General features: G+C 66.6%; 20 protein-coding genes. 9 read left to right on the forward strand and 11 right to left on the reverse strand.

Annotated features, from left to right (window positions below; translation table 11 throughout):
• Positions 1–84 precede the first annotated feature (84 nt).
• Positions 85–735: a TauD/TfdA family dioxygenase gene (locus KBI5_RS12495; protein WP_277870098.1), complete on the forward strand. Its 651-nt coding sequence runs from the start codon at positions 85–87 to the stop codon at positions 733–735.
• A 50-nt stretch (positions 736–785) separates the two neighbouring features.
• On the opposite strand, the gene KBI5_RS12500 is transcribed toward KBI5_RS12495, so the two are convergent.
• On the reverse strand, positions 786–1,580 hold the full coding sequence (locus tag KBI5_RS12500; protein WP_085015309.1) for a class I SAM-dependent methyltransferase: 795 nt from the start codon (positions 1,578–1,580) through the stop codon (positions 786–788).
• A 61-nt stretch (positions 1,581–1,641) separates the two neighbouring features.
• Between KBI5_RS12500 and KBI5_RS12505 the strand changes: the two genes are divergently transcribed.
• The 7 genes from KBI5_RS12505 to KBI5_RS12535 all read left to right on the forward strand — a co-directional run bounded on the left by KBI5_RS12505 (position 1,642) and on the right by KBI5_RS12535 (position 8,457).
• Positions 1,642–3,432: a M3 family metallopeptidase gene (locus KBI5_RS12505; RefSeq protein ID WP_133057015.1), complete on the forward strand. Its 1,791-nt coding sequence runs from the start codon at positions 1,642–1,644 to the stop codon at positions 3,430–3,432.
• Positions 3,433–3,434: 2 nt separating this feature from the next.
• Complete coding sequence (locus tag KBI5_RS12510) at positions 3,435–4,073, forward strand: O-methyltransferase (protein WP_206745254.1); 639 nt, start codon at positions 3,435–3,437, stop codon at positions 4,071–4,073.
• 21 nt (positions 4,074–4,094) lie between these two features.
• Complete coding sequence (locus KBI5_RS12515; protein WP_157902491.1) at positions 4,095–4,607, forward strand: hypothetical protein; 513 nt, start codon at positions 4,095–4,097, stop codon at positions 4,605–4,607.
• A 14-nt stretch (positions 4,608–4,621) separates the two neighbouring features.
• Positions 4,622–5,266, forward strand: coding sequence for a DUF6445 family protein (locus tag KBI5_RS12520; protein ID WP_085015313.1), 645 nt, complete (start codon positions 4,622–4,624; stop codon positions 5,264–5,266).
• 83 nt (positions 5,267–5,349) lie between these two features.
• Positions 5,350–5,958 carry a pentapeptide repeat-containing protein gene (locus tag KBI5_RS12525; protein WP_241882843.1) on the forward strand — a complete coding sequence of 203 codons (609 nt, stop codon included), beginning with the start codon at positions 5,350–5,352 and terminating at the stop codon, positions 5,956–5,958.
• A complete protein-coding gene (gene mpaD / locus KBI5_RS12530; protein WP_198537669.1) occupies positions 5,955–7,241 on the forward strand; it encodes a daptide-type RiPP biosynthesis aminotransferase in 1,287 nt (428 codons plus the stop codon). Before KBI5_RS12525 ends, mpaD begins: the two co-directional genes overlap by 4 nt.
• Positions 7,242–7,251: 10 nt before the next feature.
• Entirely contained in the window at positions 7,252–8,457 is a 1,206-nt protein-coding gene (locus KBI5_RS12535) for a cytochrome P450 (RefSeq protein ID WP_133057016.1), read from the forward strand.
• A 27-nt stretch (positions 8,458–8,484) separates the two neighbouring features.
• Here KBI5_RS12535 and KBI5_RS12540 read toward each other — a convergent pair whose 3' ends face one another.
• From KBI5_RS12540 to KBI5_RS12575, 10 genes are all read right to left on the reverse strand, one after another.
• Positions 8,485–9,243: an SDR family oxidoreductase gene (locus KBI5_RS12540; RefSeq protein ID WP_157902492.1), complete on the reverse strand. Its 759-nt coding sequence runs from the start codon at positions 9,241–9,243 to the stop codon at positions 8,485–8,487.
• Complete coding sequence (locus tag KBI5_RS25280) at positions 9,240–10,652, reverse strand: M3 family metallopeptidase (RefSeq protein WP_206745255.1); 1,413 nt, start codon at positions 10,650–10,652, stop codon at positions 9,240–9,242. The genes KBI5_RS12540 and KBI5_RS25280 overlap by 4 nt, the downstream gene beginning before the upstream one ends.
• Positions 10,653–10,966: 314 nt before the next feature.
• On the reverse strand, positions 10,967–11,974 hold the full coding sequence (locus tag KBI5_RS12545; protein ID WP_157902493.1) for a PQQ-binding-like beta-propeller repeat protein: 1,008 nt from the start codon (positions 11,972–11,974) through the stop codon (positions 10,967–10,969).
• A 167-nt stretch (positions 11,975–12,141) separates the two neighbouring features.
• Positions 12,142–13,383, reverse strand: coding sequence for a hypothetical protein (locus KBI5_RS12550; protein ID WP_206745256.1), 1,242 nt, complete (start codon positions 13,381–13,383; stop codon positions 12,142–12,144).
• A gap of 77 nt (positions 13,384–13,460) precedes the next feature.
• The gene (locus KBI5_RS26320) at positions 13,461–13,619 is read right to left on the reverse strand and encodes a hypothetical protein (protein WP_157902494.1); all 159 of its coding nucleotides are present in this window, start codon (positions 13,617–13,619) and stop codon (positions 13,461–13,463) included.
• 626 nt (positions 13,620–14,245) lie between these two features.
• Positions 14,246–14,449, reverse strand: coding sequence for a hypothetical protein (locus KBI5_RS12555; RefSeq protein WP_085015319.1), 204 nt, complete (start codon positions 14,447–14,449; stop codon positions 14,246–14,248).
• 1,136 nt (positions 14,450–15,585) lie between these two features.
• Complete coding sequence (locus KBI5_RS12560) at positions 15,586–16,272, reverse strand: class I SAM-dependent methyltransferase (RefSeq protein WP_157902496.1); 687 nt, start codon at positions 16,270–16,272, stop codon at positions 15,586–15,588.
• A gap of 101 nt (positions 16,273–16,373) precedes the next feature.
• Positions 16,374–18,791 carry a TetM/TetW/TetO/TetS family tetracycline resistance ribosomal protection protein gene (locus KBI5_RS12565; protein WP_198537674.1) on the reverse strand — a complete coding sequence of 806 codons (2,418 nt, stop codon included), beginning with the start codon at positions 18,789–18,791 and terminating at the stop codon, positions 16,374–16,376.
• A 171-nt stretch (positions 18,792–18,962) separates the two neighbouring features.
• Positions 18,963–19,472, reverse strand: coding sequence for a hypothetical protein (locus tag KBI5_RS12570; protein ID WP_085015321.1), 510 nt, complete (start codon positions 19,470–19,472; stop codon positions 18,963–18,965).
• A gap of 419 nt (positions 19,473–19,891) precedes the next feature.
• Positions 19,892–20,086: a hypothetical protein gene (locus KBI5_RS12575; RefSeq protein WP_085015322.1), complete on the reverse strand. Its 195-nt coding sequence runs from the start codon at positions 20,084–20,086 to the stop codon at positions 19,892–19,894.
• A 366-nt stretch (positions 20,087–20,452) separates the two neighbouring features.
• Here KBI5_RS12575 and KBI5_RS12580 point away from each other — a divergent pair, with 366 nt between their 5' ends.
• The gene (locus tag KBI5_RS12580) at positions 20,453–20,713 is read left to right on the forward strand and encodes a hypothetical protein (protein WP_133057018.1); all 261 of its coding nucleotides are present in this window, start codon (positions 20,453–20,455) and stop codon (positions 20,711–20,713) included.
• Positions 20,714–20,731 lie beyond the last annotated feature (18 nt).

Below are 20,731 nucleotides of genomic sequence, written 5' to 3' on the forward strand. Positions count from 1 at the left end.
CCACAGCCACGACACCGCCACACGGCGGAACCAGCCCCTCCACGCCATCGCCGAATACTTACGTCCAGCCTGCTCGGTCGGCCCATCAGCCAGACTGCGGACGGGGAACTCCTTGTGTCGGTGGTCGACGAGCATCCGTCCGAGGCGGAGAACGCGCGCGGCTACGTGACAAACGACAGGATGCTCATGCACACGGACCCTACCGACGTCGCGGCACTGCTGTGCCTACGGCAGGGCGCCCACGGCGGGAGTGGCATCTATGCAAGCGCAGAAACGATCCTCAACGCACTGACCGAGAAGGCCCCCACCATTGTACCCGAGTACTTTCGCCTGTGGCCCTGGGATCTGCGAGGGATACAGCGCCCAGGTGCCGCTCAGATCGTCCTCACGCCAATCTTCGGCATCCAACATGGCGAACTGATCTGCAGGTACGGCTCGTCAATGCTGAGACAGGGGGCAATGCGACGTGCGGGCCATCGCTTAGCCGGTGATCGAATGATCCTCGACATATTCGATGAGGTTGCCCAGCGACCAGAACTGTCCTTGCGTTACACGTTACGTCGAGGAGAGAGCGTCTGGCTGAACAACTACAGGGTCCTGCATGGTCGCGAGAGTTTCGAGGACGAAGCGGCGTCCGGAATGGTCCGTCACCTGTTGCGGACGTGGATCTGGCTACACACGCGGCCCGCGATACCTCCCGAGTTCCTGGCGTTTTCTGAGGAATTCGGTCTGTGAAGTGCTTTTCGCCCAATGCAACTTGCTTCGCTATGTCGTCGGCCGGACAGTCAGGTTCGGACCGCAAGAACGACCAGCTCGCGCGAGGTTGGAATGATAGGCGAGCCGTCCCAGCTCCCCCGCACGGTTACCGGTGCGAAGCCGGCGTTGAGGAGCGCCGCCGTGACCGTCTCCCTGGACGGAAAGCGGAGTGTGCTCGTCGTAATCAACTCGTCGCGGTCGACGCCGAACCTGTACACGGTCTGGTAGGTCACCCGTTCACCGGCGACGTCGGTCACCTCGTGATGGACCTCGACGCGGCCAAGCCCGTTGACATGGACTACCCGGTGCGACCGAGCTGGGGTCCACTCGGCCCAGGCCCGGGCAGCGGGGTTGCGCGTTTCGAAGGCGAGGCGGCCGCCGGGGCGTAGGTGGGCGTGCGCGCCGGCCAGGAAGAGGCGCATGTCACTGTCATCGAGCAACACTTGGAAAGCATGGCCGGTCATCGTGACGAGGTCGAAACGACGGCCAAGGCGGAGGGCGCGCGCGTCGCCGACGACCCACAGGGCGCAGTGAGCAGGGTCGCGCCGTCGAGCCTCCGCCAGCATCGCCCCCGAAGGGTCTACTCCGACGACGCGGTGGCCCTGCTGGACMAGCACGTGGCTGAGTCGCCCGGTCCCGCAGCCGACGTCGAGCACGTCGAGTGGTCCGGCCCCCGCGAGTCGCTGATAGTGGTCGGTGTCCGGACCCGGGCCGTGGAGGGCGGCGTACACCGCCGCGACGCGAACGTCGACGTAGCTTTCATCGCGCCCGCGGGACGGGCCGGCGCAGGGCCCGACGTGTGCGGTTGACAGATTCTTGTCCATACCGCATTCTTACTCTTCGTAGCTAGCGGCGACCGTGTGGTACTCGGAAGCGACCTGAGGCGTGGTTGTGACCTTCGACCGAATCGGCGAGTGGGACCAGGAGAGTCTGGCTGACACGGAGTGCCATCTCCACTCGATGATGGAGCGGTTACGAGCGATCCTCGCAATGCCCACCCTCACGGCGGCGATCTTTGTCGAGATCGCCGCGATCTATAACAACGTCGCGTACATCTTCCTCTACCTAGAGTCAAACGAGGCTCACGTCCGCTACGACGAATTGCTCCCGTGGCGAGCCGCGTTCTTCGATGATGCCGATCTGACGGAGGCGCTCGTACGCTCGATCGAGGGCTTCCGCTGCGACGACCTCAGCCTTGAGGCATCTCGTCAGAATTACCTCGCCCACCTGCGTCGGCCATCGCGGCACGACAACCTCATCGCAGCGCGCGCCGCCGAACTCCAGACCGCCGCCAAGGCCGTCCTCCAGGACATTCGCACCGACCAGACAGCGCTCCTTCGCTCACTGGGCATCGATCCTGGCTCCGGTGACCCAGTCGCCACCTTCTACAGGCTCTCGAGCCGCACTGAGAAGGTCGCAGTACGGGCCAAGCTCGGCCTCATATGGGAGAAGGTCAGGGACAGGCGCCTCGACGATCTCACCGATCTGATWGACCAACAGGTGATTCTCCGGCGTCAGTCCAGCGCCGCGGTCGGCTATCCAAGCGTACTCGCCCGCACACTCGAACTGTGCCGGGTGTCCGAGGCGGACGCGGTTCGGTTCACGGATCGTTGCGTGCACGGTGCGATGGCCAGCCACCGTGCTCTTGAGGAAGAGATTCGAAAGCTGACAGGTGCCATCGATCGGCCGATAGATCACTTCGGCAATTATGTCCACCGATTGACCGGTGGCCGTCGAGCACCTTTGTTCCGCCTCGACGGCTGCCTCGCATTTCTGGCCGAGGTGGGCCGCGCCGCGTTCGGACTCGACTTCGTGAGGCTCCCAACGCGTAGCCCGCACGTCATCGCCTTCGGCGTCACGGAGGGCGGGCACGACGTCGGGGCCATCAACTTCGACCTGTGGCACAGTGGCAAAAGGTCCTCAAATCGGACTACGGGGATCCGTAACCGTCTCGACTACGCGGGAGTCGTCCAGCGGCCCGTCGCGTACGTCTCCTGCCGGTTCGACGGCGGCCGGGAGGGCGGCCTCATCACATTCCAGAACGTGCACAGCCTCTTCCACGAGTTCGGGCATGCCCTCAATCACCTGCTCATCGTCACGAGGCTGCCAGACCGATCGGGTCTCGAATATCTCCCCCTTGAGCGACTAGAGAACCTCAGCATGTGGTTCGAGAAGTGGGCATTCCACCCCGAACTGGCCGAGGCGTTCGCGCTCGATGCCACCGCCCGCGAGGGGCTTATACTCTGCCAGCAGGTCAAGGGCCTCGAGTACCGGCGGACGCATCTTGAGCGCGCCGTCACAGCTGCGCTCGACCTAGAGGTGCACCGGCATTCCACCGCGAGCCTTGCCGAGGTGTATCCTGAGCTTCAGGAGCGTTATGGTCTCGCCAACCACTGTACCCTCGGTGACTTCCTTAGCTCATTCACGTGGCCGATGTTTCAGGCGCACCCGGGCGCGAACTTCGCCTATCTCTGGGGTGCAGCGGACAGCGCCAGAAGGTTTTCTCCCGTGATGACGACCTCGGTCGCCGCGGTGGGGCCTCCRCATGAGGTCCGGCGGCAGTTCCGCTCATGTTTCAACTTCGACGAACCGAGCGACGAGCCAGATAGCGGTGCCATCTACGAGTTCTACGAGAAGATCGTGCCGGGGACCGCGCCGGGCTGGGCAGCAGCATGACGATGTCGAACCAGGAGTACGTTCGTGCGGTCTCCGGGYCTCGTCCCGAGGTGCTCGACGAGATCCTCCGCGACGCCCTGCTCAAGCGGGGCCTGCGACCGATGCAGATCGACGACAACGCAGCCAAGATCCTTCAGCTGCTGACTCACATCCACCGCCCCCGGCGCGTGCTCGAGATCGGCACCTATTTCGGCTACTCCACAATCCACTTGGCGCGAGGCCTGCCTGCGGGAGGCCGTGTGACATCGCTCGAGCTCGATCCGGAGCTCGCGGCCCTAGCCGTTCGCTACCTGGAGCGGGCCGGCGTCGCCGACCGCGTTGACGTCATCGTYGGCCCAGCTGTTGATCATCTTGCGACCATGGAACCTGACAGCGTCGACATGCTGTTCATCGACGCGGACAAACGCTCCTATCCTGAGTACCTCAAACTGTGCTTCGGGTTGGTGCGCAGCGGCGGCCTGATTCTCGCGGATGATGCCTTTGCCCAGGGGAACTACGCGCCTGAGCGCGTCCCGGGTGGGCCGTTGGATGGCGAGATGCGGGCCATCACCACGTACAACCGTGCCGTGATGCGGAGCCCCAGGCTTGTCAGCGCGGTCATTGGCACCAACAACGGCCTGATGGCCAGCTACAAGACCTGACGACGAGGACGGGGGCGATCGGTGATAAAGATGATCCACGTGGTCGACAGCTTCCGTCGCGATGCCGTGGCCCGTGGCCGGCACGACTACGAAGCCGCCTCGTGGTCGGCCTCGACAGATGGTGGCCCGGTCGTGGAACAGGCCGACACAGTGACCGCCGCCCCCGGCGAGGCGAAGGGCCTGCGCCTCATTCTGGGCCTCGCCGACGACGCCGCCGAGCCGGTACTGGCCAGGCTCGTCCGCCTGGCGCCCGGTGGCGTCGGCCGCCCCTGGGGCGACGGCAGCGGCTGGGTCGGCCTTCACGTCCTCGCCGCCGCGGAGGGTTCGACCGCCGGCGGTCTATCCGTTCTCCGGCCCACGTCGCGGGACAACGAGGAAGGACCGGACTGGGAAACGACGCTTCACTTCCCCTTGGAGGTCGACCGGTTGTTCGTATTCCGCCGATCGCTGGCGTGTACGTGGAGCGTCGACCACCTTGAGTCTGGCGCCAGGCTGCTGGCCCGTGCCTTTCTCGTCTCTGATCCCGTCTCGTAGCGAAGGTGAACGCCATGGAGAATCGTGTCGTCATCGTCGACGATTTCTATGCCAATCCCGACGCCGTGCGAGCTCGGGCTCTCGCCTCGGCCTACGCCAACATCGAACCAACCGACTATCCCGGGTTCGCCAGTCGGCTCGTTCTTGCGGCCGACGCCCTGAAACGGGTGTTCAGCGAGTTGCTTGGTACCGAGCTCTACATTGACAACCTCCGCTTCACCTGGGGCGGGTTCCGGTCCATCACAGTCGACACCGGCTCCCGGCCGAAGGTCCACGCCGACACCGCCATTGACTGGGCTGGGATGGTCTACCTGACCCCCGGCCTCCCGCCGAGTGCCGGCACAGGCCTTTACCGGCACCGGGCAAGCGGCTTCATATCGCCGCCTACTGATCGGGAGGCGCGAGCCTTGGGCTACGCCGACGCATCCGAGTTCGAGGACCAGGTCATCCATCCCGACAAGGCCGACCTGTCGAAGTGGGAGGAGGTTGGCCGGATTGCGCCGGTCTACAACAGGCTCGTGCTGTTCCGCGGCGGCGAGCAGTACCACGCTCCTCTCGCGGGCTGTGGGGTTTCCCCGGGCACCGGCCGTCTGACCCACAACTTCTTCTTCAACGAGATGCCTGCCCCGGGCAGGGCCGCCTTCTCGATCGCGGCGTGACGACTACAGGCGGACGGRCACTGCGGCCTCTCATCGACGTCGTGGCCGAGGTCGTTACTGGGGGAGCAGCGACGGACCGTCACGTGCTGGTTCCGCTTTCCCCTGCCGCTACCTGTGCGACGGGCGTGCGCGAGGCGGTCGCGGCGAGCCTGGCGACGGGCCGACGGCACCRCACCGCGCAGGATCTTGCCGACGTTGACGCCGGGCTCGACCTGTTCGCGATGGTGGCGCTGGCGCCGGATGTCATCGAGATCCTGGACGTGTGGGTGATCGAGGGGTGGCGCCTCCTGCGCGGGCATGGCGCTGGCGTCGACCTGCGTGGCGCGCGCCTCCGTGGTGCCGTGCTCCGGGGCGCCCGCCTTCGGGGGGCCCACCTGGGCGAGGCCGACCTGCGAGGAGCCGACCTGGTCAAGGCCGAGTTGACTGATGCCGACCTGACCGGCGCCGACCTCGCGGGGTGCGACCTCTACAGCGCCAGCCTCAAGGGGGCGGATCTGACCGAGGCGTCCCTTTGCCGAGCCGACCTCCGCAACGCGGACCTCCGCGACGCGCGGTGCGTCCGAACCGCGTTCCGAGGCGCCGACCTCTGGATGGCCTACCTGTGGAAGGTCGACATGTCGCAGGCGTTCACCGAAGGCGCCGACCTTGAACGGGCCGATCATCTCGACCAGAAGACCGGTGCGGATTCGTGACCACTTCGCCAAAAACCGACATCCGAATCGGTGCGCCGGGCCCACTCTGGCCGTTGATGCTGGCGTCGGCCGAGCAGGGCCTCGACTCTATGTGCGCGGTCTCCGCACATGGAGTGCGGGTCCGGTTCGCCGACGGGCGKGAACTTCTCGCAGGCACGAGCGGCCTCTGGAACGCCAACCTCGGCTTCGGTAACGTCGCCATCGCCGAAGCCGCAAACGCCGCGCTCCGTGATGCCTCCTACCTGAGCGTGTGGGGTTACGAAAACTCCTACGCCCGGCGGGCCGCAGCGGAGCTCGTCAATGTGGCCGGTGCCGACCGCTTTGCCCGCGTGCTCTTCGCCACCTCGGGCGGCTCGGCCAACGACTTGGCCATGAAGCTGGTCCGTCACGTCCAGGTCCTGCGTGGGGCACCCCGACGACGCGCCATCGTCGGCCTGCGCGACGGCTATCATGGCCTGACCTATGGGGCCTTCGCCCTCACCGATGCCCAGCTCGGGCATGAGATGTACGGGGTCGACCGCCGGTTGGTTGGCCACATACCGGCCAACGACCCTGACGCGTTGTCCGTTCTGCTCGATCGAGCAGGAGACCGGATCGCCGCCTTGGTGGTCGAGCCGGTGATCGGGACCGGAGCCGTGCCTCTCACTGACGAGTTTGTCGCCGCCATCCTGGACCTCCGTCGCGAACATGGCTTTCTGCTCGTCGCCGACGAGGTCTCGACCGGATTCGGGCGGATCGGCACGGCGCTGTTCGCGTCGTCGGCCTGGCCGGAGTCACCCGACATCCTGATCACCGCTAAGGGCCTCACTAACGGGACGATGGCCGCCGCGGCCGTCCTGGTGTCCCATGAGGTGGCAATGGCGTTCATCGAGGGCGACGCGGTCTTGGGACACGCCGAGACGCAGGCTGGAACGCCGGTCGTATGCGCCGCGATCAGCGCCACGATCTCGGAAATGGAGCGCCTCGACGCCGTGGCGGCCTCCGCTCGGCTCGGTCRCCGGCTCGACTTGCTCCTCACCCGGCTGGAGGACGAGCTGGACATCGTAACGGCGACTACCGGGGCGGGGTGCCTCCGGGCGGTGCGGCTGGGCGACGCGGGCAAACCGCTCTCGCCGGAAGAGATCCGGACGGTCGTGACGGCCGTCCGCGACGCGGGGGCCCTGGTCCACCCGGGCCCAAGCTGTATCCAGCTCCTGCCCGCGCTGATCTATTCCGACGACGATCTCGACGCGCTGCTGCAGTGTGTTACCGAGGGCCTCGCCGCGCACACCCGACGACGCTGACAAGACGGCCATGACGCCGATGGACCCGTTCCCCTGGCCTCGCGCCGCCACAGGTAGCCCCCCTTCGCTGTACACGACGCTGCGAGCGGAAACGCCGGTCGTCCGTGCCACCTTCGCCTCAGGCCAGCCCGTGTGGCTGGTTACCCGGCACGATGACGTCCGCCGGGTGCTGTCCGACAGCCGTGTCAGCTCCGAGCACTCGCACCCGAGCTTCCCGCCGGTCTTCCCCGTGCGCCGCCACCGCGCCGCCGACGACGCGCCGCCGAAGCTCACCTATTCCGGGATGGACCCTCCCGAGCACACCCACCACCGTCGTCGGGTGGCGAATGAGTTCGGCTCCCGGCGGATCGCCCAGTTCCGCTCCCGCGTCGAGCAGATCGTGGACGATTGGATCGATGCCTTCGAGGCCGAGCCGCAACCGGTCGACCTGGTTGCGGTCCTGGCCGACCCCGTCCCTGCGGCGGTCATCAGCGAGCTGCTCGGGGTGCCCGAGGCCGATCGACCTGTCGTGCAGCGGCTGTCACGGCTGGTGCTCAGCCACCGAGGGCAGCCCGAGGAGATCGARGTCGCATCAGGCCGGCTTCACCAACTCGTCTCGGACCTCGTGGGCGCCAAGCGCGAGGCGCACGCCGATGACGTCCTCGGACGGCTGGTCGCCCGCTACGAGGCGCACGACGAGTTCGACCAGGAGCAGATGGTTCAGCTGGCCGGCGCACTGCTCACTGCTGGGCACGAGACCACGTCATCGATGATTTCCCTCGGCGTCGTCACCCTCCTCGAGCGCCCAGACGTGTGGGGCGAGCTGGTCGGCGACCGCACCCTCGTCGGCGCGACCGTCGACGAGCTGCTGCGGTACCTGTCGATCGCCGACGTGGTAACTGCCCGGGTGACGCTGGCCGACATCGACATAGGCGGAGTGACCATCCCCGCGGGGGAGGGGATCATCGCCCTGACCGCCGCCGCCAATCACGACCCGGAGGTCTTCCGTCGCCCCGAGGTCCTGGACATCCACCGAAACTCCCGCGGCCACCTGGCATTCGGGCACGGGGTCCACAGGTGCCTTGGCCAACACCTGGCCCGCGTGGAGATCGAGGTCGTCCTGGACCGGCTGCTCGCCCGCCTGCCTGGGCTGCACCTCGCCGCTCCTGTTCCTGCCGCGAGGTGGCCGGGGCGAACCGTGTTCCACGCCGTCGACGAGGTCCTCGTCGCCTGGTGACACCGTGAGTGCCCCGGCGCCGTGTACTCACACGAGCGAGCCTGACGACCCTCCATCGAGCTTGATCACCATGCCGTTGGCCGTCGGGCCGAGTGAGACAACGTGCAGCACACTGCGCAGACATGCCTCCAGGTCGATCAGCTCGGTGATCACTAGCGACGGGTTGAGCCGGGCGAGGAAGATCCGCGCGACCTCCTCTGCCGGAATCCGCCGACGCTCGGCGATCGCAGTCAGCTCAGCCAGCTTGCGAGGGTCGGCAAGCGGCCCAAGGGCGAGGGTCGACACGCTGGACCGGCGCCCCCGGCACGCGCTGGCGAGGCCAGCGGTCAGGACACGCAGCGCCGCCTTGGTCGCGGCGTACTCGGCGGACGTGTCATTGGCGTGGTAGATCGAGTCGGAGTTCACGATCACGCAAGAGCAGGCGCGCGCAGCCGGAAGGCCGGCGAGATAGTCCCGGATCAACACGAATGGGGCGATGGCGTTGGTTCTGAACATGGCACCGAGGTCCTCGACAGACCGGGGGGTGGCCATATCGCCGCCGTAGGTGACCACGCTGTGTACGACGAGGTCAGGGTCGACCTTCCGCAGGTGCGCGCCAAGCTCGCGCAGGTGCTCGTCGTCGGTTAAGTCCGACCGGAGGTAGCGCACCTCGTCGGGTAGGTCGGTGTCGGTACGGGGACGGCGCCCGGTGCCGGTGACCGACCACCCCTCCTCGGCCAGGCGCCGGGCAACGTGGGCGCCGAGGCCCGAACTGGCACCGAGGATGACAGCACGTCCCGTGGTCACAGGCCGACGCCTTCGGGCAGGGCGTCGAGGGCCGCGGCCGACGGTGGTCGACTCGGCGTGTGGGGCGAGGTGCGGCTCCGGAGCAAGGCGTCTGTGCCCGCTGTCGGCCCGAGAGCCTCCCACGGTGACCGCAGCAGATCGTCTGCGAGTTCAGCGRCTCGCGCCGCAGCCCACGGGTACAGGAAGCCCGCGCCGGGGTGCTGGCGGAAGACCATGGCGACAAGGTAGYCGGCCACGGTGCCGAGGTCCGGGGWGTCAGATTCTCCTTCGCCACCGACCAGTTCGGCCTGCACGTCCGCCACGCTGTCACGCCCACTCCAGTGGAGCCGGAGGTCGAGCAGGGCTACCCAGGCGCGGACCAGGTCCAGGCTCCCCGCTTCCAGCGCCCGAAGGCAACGGGCACGGTCGAGCCCTTCGGCGAGGCCGGGATCGAGGCCGACGACTCGTCCAAGATCAGGATGGAATGCCAGCAACTCCCACCACGTGCTCATCTCCTCGAAGCGTTCAAGTGGCTGGGCATCCAGCCCGGTGAACGTAGGCCACGGCTCGGCCACCAGAACGTGGTCGAGGGCGTGTCCGATCTCGTGGAAGAGTGAGCGTGCCGCTTCGAAGGTTAGGACGGGCCCGCGGTCTCCCCCTTGAACGCGCGCCAGCACGTGCGCCGTACGGCGCTTAGCTGACCCGGTAGCCATGCCGTCGTAGACTGGCTGGCCGCTTTGGGGGCCGGAGGAGACGAGGTCGACCTGTACCGTCCCGACGACTCCCGCCCTGGTACGGACCGGAAAGAGGAACGGGCCGTCACCCGAGATGCGAGCACCTTCCAGCTCGACGCCAAACACGCGATCGGCGAGGGTGGCGGCAGCCTCGACACATCCGGCCAAGGGGAGCCGCGGTTGAGCGACTTCGCCGCGCACGACCGCGGCGGCACGCGGCAGGTGGAGCAGCGGAGCCTCGGTCGCGCCTGTCAGCTCGACCAGCCGGCGCACGAGGTCGCGTCGGCGACGACGAGCCCGATCCAGGGTGTCCACAAGGAACACCTCGACGTCGGCGGCGTCAACGCCGCAGCGCGCGAACGTCTGTGCCACAACCGAGTCATGGCCCTCCTGGGCGGCATGTCGCCGACGTGCGACAACCGCCCTGTCCACGGCCGCGACGAGGTCCGGCTCGCGTCGCTGGGCGAGTCGGTGCCAGGCCGCGAGCACCTTGCCGCGGATCGCTGGATCGGCAATGGCGGCTAGGACCCCGGCGACGGCCGCCGCAGGGTGGCCAGGAGCGGCCCGCCCGAGAAGGCGCTCGACGAGCGCCCGTCGGTCGTTGTCGACAGCTGTTAGGACGCCGACGATCTCGGCCGTCGCAGCTGCGACCTCTGCCCGGAGTTCCACGTCGCCGCCTGCTGCCCGGCGGCTCATTTCGGCCGCCCATCCTGTCTGCGACCACCGATCGCCGACCATCGGGGTGCGGCCCAGAGCGACCGCAGCCCGAAGGCAGCGATCGGGATCGGCAATCGAATCCAAGACGCGGCGGGATGCAACCTGGCCCATCGCGAGATGGCGATCGTTTCCCTCGAGGTGGACCGCCAGGTGAGCGAGGTCGAGGTGGACCATGGCGAATTCAGGCCACACCCCTTCTGCTTCCGCCTTCGGCGCCACCAAGGCGTCGAGGTGATCGACCAGTCCGGAGATGCGGTCCTCGGGCCACATGCCCGCGCCGACGCCCACCAACGTCACCGGTCGACTACAGGCCGGAACAGGTGATGGTAAACGACACCCGAGTACGAACCGCTGTACATGCTCCCGTATGGCTCGACCACCGGCGTCGTGTCAATCGCGGGGTCGTGCGCGGCCAGGCCCAGGAGCTGGCTGGACTCCCAGCGGAACCGTCCGTCGTCGGCGCAGAGGGCCACGATGTTCCCACGGCCGTTGGTCGCAACGAAGGCGCCGTCGGGAAGAACCGTGAACGACGTATGGTCGCGAGGTGCCTGGTTCGGTACGGTCCATCGCACCGACCTGCTCGCCACGTCGACGCCGTGGACGTCACCCCCGGCGACCCCGACAGCCAGAATCCCGCCGGAGACCGCGGGACTGGCTGTAACCTTCCCGCCGAGGTCAACCTTGCCGAGTAGATGCCCGGTGTCCGCCGACATGAAGCGGCAGCGCCCGTCCGCTCCTACCGCTACTACCTCGTCACGGTCGTGCAGGGCGACCGGCGAGGCACGCACGGCGTGGCCCACTTCAAGCTCCCATTTCATTGAGCCGTCGGGGGTCAGCCCCACCACATGCTCCGCGCAGGCGACGACGATCGTTCCCGAGCTGGTGGTGACCGGGCTGGCGTAGGGATCGCGAAATGCTGCCGACCCGCCGTGTCGGACGGACCACGGCTGAGGAAGCCGACGCCGGAAACGCTCCGCCCCTGTGCCAAGGTCGAGGCCAACGCACACGCTCTCGAAGAGCGCCAGAACGAGCAAGTCCTCCGCTGGCACCACGGTGGGGGTGGCGAAGACGGGATGGCCAACTTCCACGGTCCAGGACATTCGCCCCCTCATGTTCACGCTGGCCACCGTGCCCGTCGTCGTCGCCACCGCGACGCACTGGCGCCGGTGGTCGACGACCGGCGACGCGTAGATGGGGCCGTCGAGACGGAGTTGCCAGAACTGCTTGCCGAGGTCGCGGCTGCAGAGCCGGATCGTGCCATCATAGGCGGGAATGACCGCCCCGACTCCACTGACCGCCACAGGCGTCGCGCAGATGGGGATAGCGACATCGTTACCGCCGATGGTGCGAAAAAATCGGCGGTAGCCGCACACCGCCGGCTCGTCGGTCCATCGGGGCGAATGGCCAGGCTGAGCTCGGCCGACCACGACCGACTTCACCGGATCGTGGCGCCAGCTTGGAAGATGYATCATCCGCCAAGGTCGCCAGCGGAGGCGGACCGATCAGCGACCGTTGCACGCAGGTCAACACCGCCGTCAACCGCTGCGGCAATCTCGGCCGTCTCCCGACGGATGACGGGACCGCGCCGGTCGGACGAAAGCAGCGCCAGGTACTGCTCGAAGGCTACGCAGGACTGCCCGAGGGCCGCGCAACACCGCGCCGCGTGGCGGAGGTGGTAGCCGACCGACGGCGGCCCGAGACCCGCCGCCCGCTCGTAAAGCTCGGCGGCTCTTTCGATCTCACCCCGACGCTCGTGCACGTCAGCGAGTTCGCCGACGCTGAGCGACCAGACGGGATCGAGATCGACGAGCGCTAAACCGGCGTCGCGGGCCGCATCGAGGTCGCCGGTGAGGTGAAGATGTTCCTTCATCGTCGACTCATAATAGGTCTTGCGCGCGTTGCGCGCGTCGGCCCCGGGTCGCAGCTGCTCGGCGATCTCGGCCGCCTCCAAGGCCTTCCTCATGTACCGCCGCGTCGCCGCGGTTCGCCCGGTGGCTGCTGGCAGCATTGCGATGCCGCGGTACCAGGCCGACAGTGYCCCGCTTGTCAGATCTTTGGAGCGCGACGAGGCCAACGCAGCGCCRTGCCGGGCAAACCAGCGGAAGACCGTGGTCGAGACCTCACGTCGCTTCGTGTACCACACCACCGCCTGGGTGCAGGCGTCCAGCGCACGGGCCGGCGGGACGCCGCCGCACTCGATTGCCCGGCGCATGCAGTCGAATGCCTCTGGCGATCCAGCGCCGTCATCTACACGGTTGGAGATCACGAAACGCAGCCATGCGAGCTCGAAGTCCTCCCGCACGGAGGTTGATCGGCCGGCGCCGAGGCTCGCTACCTCGCTCGCCAGGGAGAAACGGCCGACACAGGTAAGAATCGACGCCAGATTCACCAATTCGGTCACCGAAAGCTCGGCGCGAGCTGCGACGGCATCGCCAAGCCATCGGGTCGTTGCGGTGGGGCGGTGGTCGAGTGTAACAAGGGCAGCCGGGTCGAGACCCTCTATCAGTGCGATCTCGAAAAGCACGGCCGGCTCGAAAACCTGTGTAAAAGGGAAGCCAAAACTATTCCAGTCGTGCTCGGAAATCGCCCGGGACAGCGACTCGGAGAAAATGTCCAGGCGCCGGTCGCCGGGAGCCTCAAGTCCGATCATTACTGCTTGGAAGGCGTTCCCACCCAATGGGCCGAATGCCTTCCGTACCGCCACGTCCATCCCCGTAAGTCTTCCGAAGATTCGAGGGGGCGGCCGAGTCCGCCCCCTCGGTCGGGACGGTTTAGCCCGGCCTGCCGTCAGAACCGGAGAAGCTCGTCGAGTTCAGACTCGAGGTCCACATCGACGTCAAGGTTCTCCAGGCTCTCGGTGCTGGCACTGGCGTCCGCCTCGAAGAAGATCTCCGCGGAGACGAACGGGAAGAAGGCGGGCTTCTTTTCGAGGATGGCGTCATACATGGCGGTACCCCCATCGTCTGTGTATTAGTCCGCAGTATGGCCAGATCTTGATGAGAAGTCAACAGATGTCATGATGCTGGAGGCCAGACGTAGTGGCGGTCGTCCCGGTGAGTCCCCAGTCAGGTCTGGGCTCAACGGCCGCCCACCCCCGCCCGCGATCCCCAGTTAGTTCGAAGGCTGGCCGGCTACCTCGATTGACATCATTTTCACATGTGGCGACAACGCCATGGAATCCTGCACCATCGAGCTATGATCGGCAGCTCGTGGCGCATGCCGGAGATCGCTCGCATGAAATCGCAGGTCAGTGGTTTGTCGACCATGGAAGTCGGGCTCACACGGCCGCAGGTGTCCAGTGCTGTCGTCGTTCGCGGATGAGATGCCTGGCCGTCCAGGCGTCAGGCCTTGATGCCGACGGCCGCGTGGCAGCTGACTGCTGCGTCCGATGGCAGGGAGTCGGCGGGTCCGTCGGGATGCCAGCGCTGGCAGGGCTGGATGCCGGGTCGACGAGGTGGAGGCCTGCGCCTTCGAAGAAGGCGGCGATTTGGTCGCGGCTGTAGACCGCGTCCGCCTTCGCGCAGCTCACCCGGTAGCGGGGCCGCGTCGACGTTGTGAAGGAGCGGCTCCGGTCAGCGAGCTCGGGCACGGATGCTCTGGCTACGCGCCGGGGCGAGATCCACCCCGCGGGCAGGCCGTTCGACGAGGTAGGACAGCTTGTCGCCGGCCCCGCATCCCAGCTCGACGATTTGCCGTCCGGCGACGTCACCCAGGATGCCTGCGCCAGGATCCGCGTCGTCGTCACAGGTCCGAGTCCACCGGAACAGATGCCGCACGGGTCGCACGTCCAACCCGCCGGCGGCGATGCTCGCTCGGCAGCGCCGAGCCCACGATGCATCGTTCACGGCGAGGGCGTAGCCACCCCAGGAACAGCATGGCCTCGTTCAGGTGCCGCCGGACGACGCTCTCGACGAAGCTGTCCTGCGAGGGGTCGTTGATCCATGTGGTCGCCTGCTCCAGACACCACGTGAAGATCCCTAGGCGGTCGCCAGCCGAGCGCCCAGGCCGAGGCTGTCGTCGGCCCAGCCCGCGGGACCGCTACTTCAGGCGCGCCGCCCGCCCGGATGTAGGACTCGACGAACCGCTGCAGGGCACCCAGGTCGGCAGTCCCGGTCGTCCCTGCCAGGAGGCGAGATCGAGCAGGCCAGGGCAGATGAATGCTCGCGCCCAGTCGAGGAGCCGCAATCCCGATTGGCCGATGTGCAGGCTCGGGYGGAACTCCGAGTGGCAGAGGCCGACTGGCGGAACCTCGGCGCCGTCGGCCAGGTGGTACGCGGCGTCCGCGAGACGATCAAGGACCCGTCAAGACCGACTGCGCCGACCCACCGGCCACAGACGCGCAGCGGTTCGAGGCTTGCCTGCACGCATGTAGGTGCTGGAGGACGTCGGCCTCGCCGGTGATCGGCTCCGCGCATGTTTGAAGATCGCGGTTCCGCCAACGGGAATGCTCACTCGTTCCACCGCCGAGAGCACCCACGCACGGCCGGCGAGTCGATGCGGTGTCGCGCCGTGTCGTATACGAAGACCTTTCATGAGTTATGGTTCTCGGCTTCCCCATCCGACTTGGCGGCTGCCGGATGGGTATTCGACGTCGATTACTGTAGGTACTGCCGAAGGATCCTCGCATGCCCTTTTGTCACCTTTGTAGGGCCGGCCAGGGGCGTGGACGCCCGCCCCTGGCCGGCCCTACACGCGTTTACCTTCAGCCAACCTCCTGATCAACTGGATCGTGTGACTACCAACTGCGGACTTGGGGGCTTCGGGAACTCGCATTCTCCCAGGTCGAAGGCACGTTTCTGCTACCAGGGTACCCTTAGATTCAAATCAAGAATCTTGACGGTGTGTGAGCCGGAGCTAAACTACGTGGATAGTCGCCTTCAGGTACAGCGACACACCACGCTCTACAAGAAGCTCAACCGTCGTCGCGCTGGAAAATCAGGTGCCTGTAGCCGTCGCCCTGGCTTTCGGAGCGCAGCGTGAACCCGGCGTCGGCCATCCAGGTKGCAATCGCCATTTCACTAGGGAAATAGGCGTAAAAGCCGCCGTCGCCGACGATCTCGCCGTAAACCTGCCCTTCCGGAACGGGCGCGGCCAGAATCTCGCGGTCTTTTTCTTCGGGAATCTCCACCGCCAGGTAGGCCCAACCCCCGGGTCGTAATACTCGGTGAAAGCCATCGAGGACGATGGGCCAGTCCTCCTCACCAACCCATTCCATCGCGTCAATACACATAAGCCCGTCGAACCGCGAATGAAGCTCCGTTGCGGCGCGCAGGTCTTGGAGGGACAGTTCCCGGGAGGGTATTCCCGGATACTTCGAACGAGCGATGGTGAGCATGCCGGGCGACAGGTCAACGGCGAAGACGGAAATCCCGGCGGCAATAACGGCATCCCAATACCTCCCCGTCCCACACGCGGCGTCGAGGATCTCGCCACCAGGACCTACGGCTTGCACGAGTTCAGCCACAGCAGTCAGATGWCTCACTGTTGGGTCACCCCAACGAGCGTCGTACTCGTCGGCGCCGTGGTCAAAGGCGTCGCGGGCGGCGACACGACGACCATCGAGAAAATCTCTGCGGCTGGCCGCGGCTGGGTCAGGCATGACTGCAGCACCATCCTTTGGAGACGTTCGGGCTACCTCGTCCTTCGGACGCATGTCCATCTAGCTAGGTTCGGCAATGCCGTGCGCAGCGCCTCATTGCATCACGTGACCTGGCGGAGGTAGTCGCTCCGGTCGAGGGGGTTGAAGTCGGTGCGAGCGCGAGTCGGGAACTTGCCGTGCACGCGAGCATAATGACTGAACTCGGTCTCGAGGAAGCCTTCACCCCGCGTTATGCCGGGGATGAGCGCCCGGAGGTCCGGGACCTTTGCCGCGGGTAGGTTGCCCTCGACGCTGCAGGTCCCCGCCTTGATGAAAGGTTCCGACAATATTTCTCCGAATTCCGGCATTATTCTTGCGAAGTGACCGAAGGTGTCCGCCGGGCATTCGAAATGGAACGCCTGGATCGGCTCCTGGACCTCGGTGTTCGCTTGACGGAGGGCGTCCATAACTACCAGAGGAGCGAGCTTGCGATGGTCGGCGGCAGTGCTGTTGGCCCAGTCCCGGTGCAGAATTGATCGGGTCATCGTCACGACGCAGTCGACCACCTCCCAGCCATAAAGGCCCTCAGCGAGCGTCCGCATCGCCGCCTCTTCCACGGCCTTATAGAAAGACGCGGGCAGAGTTCCCGTGTTGATTTCGAGAGCGAAGACCGAGCCTGACCCGACCGGGCCGGCCTCGACCCGCAACCCGACCGTGGCAATAAATGGGTCGGGGGCTTCGTCGAATGCCTCACCGACACCGATCACCCGCTCAACGTGGACGATGGTCGATGGGCTGAACTCTGCTTCGACCTGGAACTCGGTCGCCAGCGTCTCCTGGATGACCTCCTTCTGCACCTCGCCGTAGAGCGATACGTACATCGTCTGAGCGCGATCATCCTGGCGTAGTCCGATCAGCGGATCCTGCTCAGCGAGTTGAGCAAGTGATTGATACAGGCGCCCGCGGTGCCGCGGGTCCTTGGTGCGCGCTGCGGATTCGAGGAACGGGCGGGCGAAGTAGGGGGCCCGCACTACCGCGCCATCAGCCCCGATCTCGTCTCCGATCCGCGCCTTCTCAAAACCCCAGATCTTGGCGATCCGTCCGGCGTCAACTGCTCCGACCGGCAGCGTCCCCCCCCTGTCGAAGAGTTCGAGAGCAGTAACCCTCTGGTCCATTCCGCTCACCGGGACGCGCTGGCGGGATCTGAGAATTCCAGAGGTCACCTTGGCGTAGCACACCTTCTCGCCGGACGAACCACGGTCGATTTTGAATATTCGCCCGCTTAGGTCTCCGTCAACCCGCGCCTTAGAGGCGGGTAGATACTCGACGATCGCGTCCATGAGTTCGGGAACACCCGCACCCGAGATGGCTGAGCCGAAGAGGAGGGGGTGGACCGTTCCCTTGTGGGACGCGCGGGTTACCGCGTCACGTAGAATTCCATCGTCGATCTTGGATTCATTCTGCACGAACAGGTCGAGAATATCCTCGTCATTGTCTGCGAGAATCTCGATCAACTCCAGACGGCCGGCCTCCGAGATCGCGCTGTGGGGCTCGTAGCGGGCGGCACGGGTCCCGAGTCCGACCGGCTCGCCGAGCGCGATTACGTTCGGAGAGAGTCGTGAACGGATCTCGGAAACCAATTGATCCGAGCGGGCGCCCATGCGGTCGATCTTGTTGACGAAAATAATGAATGGTAGGCCCTTGCGCTTCAGCGCGCGATACAGAATCCGAGTTTGTGCTTGCACGCCCTCGACTGCGGATATGACGAGCACCGCGCCATCAAGAATATCGAGGACCCGCTCGATCTCCGCAATAAAGTCCGGGTGCCCCGGTGTGTCCACGAGGCTGATCGCGCAACCTTTATGAGTGAACGCCGTGACGGCAGCGCGGATGGTAATTCCGCGGCGTCGCTCCTGGTCCATTGTGTCCGTGATCGTGGTGCCATCGTCCACACTTCCGAGCTCGGCCAGTACGCCAGCATCGAAGAGCAATCGCTCGGTTGTCGACGTCTTGCCGGCATCGATGTGCGCGAGCACGCCGAGGCTTAGAGTCCTCGACAAGGACGCGAGGTCGTCTTTGCACTCCGCCACCATGCGCATCAGGGTACCGGGTGACGGACCCGAGAACGCGTCACTCTCGACTGAGGAAGCAGGCTGCGGTCGTGCAGGTGACCGACCTGCACGAGCGCGGCCGGCGTCGGCGGCGCTGTCGTCGTATGGCCTCTGGCGTACGCCAACTCGCGTAGGTAGATCGGCGGCGACATCGACCGGCCCCTCCAAGAAGCCTGCCTTCCGGAGCAGGTGATCTAGTTGTCGTAGCTGCTCGAGTTCCGGCAGCTCGGCGTCGGCGCGCTGGCCGAGATCCGCACCGCTCTGGCCGACCCGTCGCTGGACGAGCTCAAAGTCGCCGTCACCTCGCCCGGCGCCGACCCGGCCGGCGAACATCCCGACGCTGCCGTGGACCGCCTGGCGGCCCGGCTGCGACCCGAACTGCGCCACCGCTACCGCGACTTCCTCCGCGGCCTCGCCGCCACCACCCATCCGGGCCGACCTGGTCGACAAGGTCCTCGACTCGCTCGCGGCCGAACCCGTACCGCTCAGCGATCCGGTCGTCGAGGGCATACTGATAGTCGCCGGTCCGGACGATCTGATCGCCGAGTACGCCGCCACCCACGAGGCCCCCAGCGGCGCAGCTACTGATCGCTGCCGGGTTCAGCGCGGGAGGTGCGCGGCGAGGTCCGGGATGCCCGAGGTCAACAGCCGGTGCATCGCCGCGCCCGGCATCCGGTTGAGCGCATGGACCGGGAAGTCGAAGTACTCGATGTCGTCGAACACCGGCTCGCCGTTCGGGCGGCGGGCGAACTCGACACGGCCGTAGTCGACTCCGTCGTCCTCGTCGCAGCTCATCCAGGTGATCGTCTCCGTCTCCCCCGGCAGCAACGGCGACGTGAACAACGGCCGGGCCTGCATGATCTCCCCGTCGTCGAACCAGACCTGCGGTACCGCGAACACCCAGCGCCGAGTCCCGATCGCCTGCGCCCTGGCCGCCGACCGGCACTCGAACTCCAACGCGGTCGCCCAGGTGAACAGGTAGTCGTAGTCGCTAAGGATCAGCTTCCGCTCGCCCTGCAGGCCCACGATCGCGGGATAGTCCCCGGAGCGGACCGCGCGCTGCACACGGGCGGTGATGTCCTCGACCAGGAGGGTGGTCTCGCTGTTCATAGCCCAGCACTTCCTTCCAGTTCGCTCGGCGGCCCTCACCGCCGAAGCCGATGTCGACCCCTTCACCTCTGATACGGCGAGACGGCTGCCCGACCGTCCGCTGGAGCGCAGAAACCTTTCCGGCCGGACAGACCCATGCGGCGCAGCTCGGTTTCGCGCCTTCCCCCTTTGGCGGCGGGCCGCGGCGGCCGAACCGTCCGGCGCCAGCGGACCGTGGACGGGGACCACGGCCAGACAGGGCCGTGTCCACCGCTCGCACGTCGAGGACGCCTGGTTCGTCGGCGGGCAGCGGGTCGGTAGTGCGATCAACCCCGGCCATCGGGGGCCAGCGCGGGCGCCGCCGCCTGACACGCCTGGGAGGCCGAACCCAGCTGGCACGATCGCCGCGACGGGGTCGTGGGAGGCCGCTTCGAGGTGAGCTACAGCCCGCCCAGCGTCGAAGCGATCGTCAGCACGGTCGGCAGCACAACGATGAACGCGCCGCCGCCAGCGAGCACAGCGCCGGCCGGGCGGGAGCCGTTCATAGCGGCGAGGATGCCGGCGACCAGTCCGGCGATCATGGCGACCGCGAGGCAGAGCCCCACCTCCAGCGGTTTGACTACAGGCTCGGTCATTCGTGCAGGTCCCCTTCCAAATACACCTCTCCCGATGGAGAGATGCACCGGCTTCCCCGCGGGGCCCGCTTCGCTTTTTACAAGATTTCGGAGTTCCCGTCGGCTCCCACGGGATGATGCAATCCACAAACCAGCACGAGAGTGGGAAGGACCCTCCACTGTTCCGAGGCAGCCGCGAGGCGACGCTGCTACGACAGGTACGGGTGGCGACGGCGAGACAACACGGCTGGCAGGAGATCGGGCCTGCCAGAGGGCCTTCTGGCCTTACTCTGAACCGGTCGCGTCAGCCCGCAGATCGTTGGCGTCGACCCCGGGCGGAGGGCATCCTCGGGTGCCCCCGGCCTTCAGCCGCCGCGGGAGGTCGAAATGCGGGCAGCGGCCCAGCTCCCCATCCTGGGAGCCATGGCGAAGTCCAGCGGTGGCAAGAGCGGCGCGGGCCGGTCCGGCGGCAAGGGCGCCGGGTGCGGCCAGCAGTCCGGGGGCACCCGGATGACCCAGGAACGCGCGTCGAAGATCCAGTCCGCCGGCGACAGCCGTCCCGACAGCGCGACCGGCCGGTCAGGTTTCGGCTCGCGGGCCCGGTCCGCGGGCGACCGCAACGCCCAGGCCGACAAGTCCGGCGACTGACCCGGTCTGAGCCACCCC

This window comes from Frankia sp. KB5 (genome assembly GCF_002099325.1).
In the GTDB taxonomy this organism is placed as follows: Bacteria; Actinomycetota; Actinomycetes; order Frankiales; family Frankiaceae; genus Frankia; species Frankia casuarinae.

Coding starts and splice junctions, on each gene's coding strand:
- KBI5_RS12520 (WP_085015313.1), top strand. CDS start 4,622: ATGGAGAATCGTGTCGTCATCGTCGACGATTTCTATGCCAATCCCGAC.
- KBI5_RS26320 (WP_157902494.1), bottom strand. CDS start 13,619: ATGTATGACGCCATCCTCGAAAAGAAGCCCGCCTTCTTCCCGTTCGTC.
- KBI5_RS12565 (WP_198537674.1), bottom strand. CDS start 18,791: ATGGGTGGTGGCGGCGAGGCCGCGGAGGAAGTCGCGGTAGCGGTGGCG.
- KBI5_RS12570 (WP_085015321.1), bottom strand. CDS start 19,472: ATGAACAGCGAGACCACCCTCCTGGTCGAGGACATCACCGCCCGTGTG.
- KBI5_RS12575 (WP_085015322.1), bottom strand. CDS start 20,086: ATGACCGAGCCTGTAGTCAAACCGCTGGAGGTGGGGCTCTGCCTCGCG.
- KBI5_RS12580 (WP_133057018.1), top strand. CDS start 20,453: ATGCGGGCAGCGGCCCAGCTCCCCATCCTGGGAGCCATGGCGAAGTCC.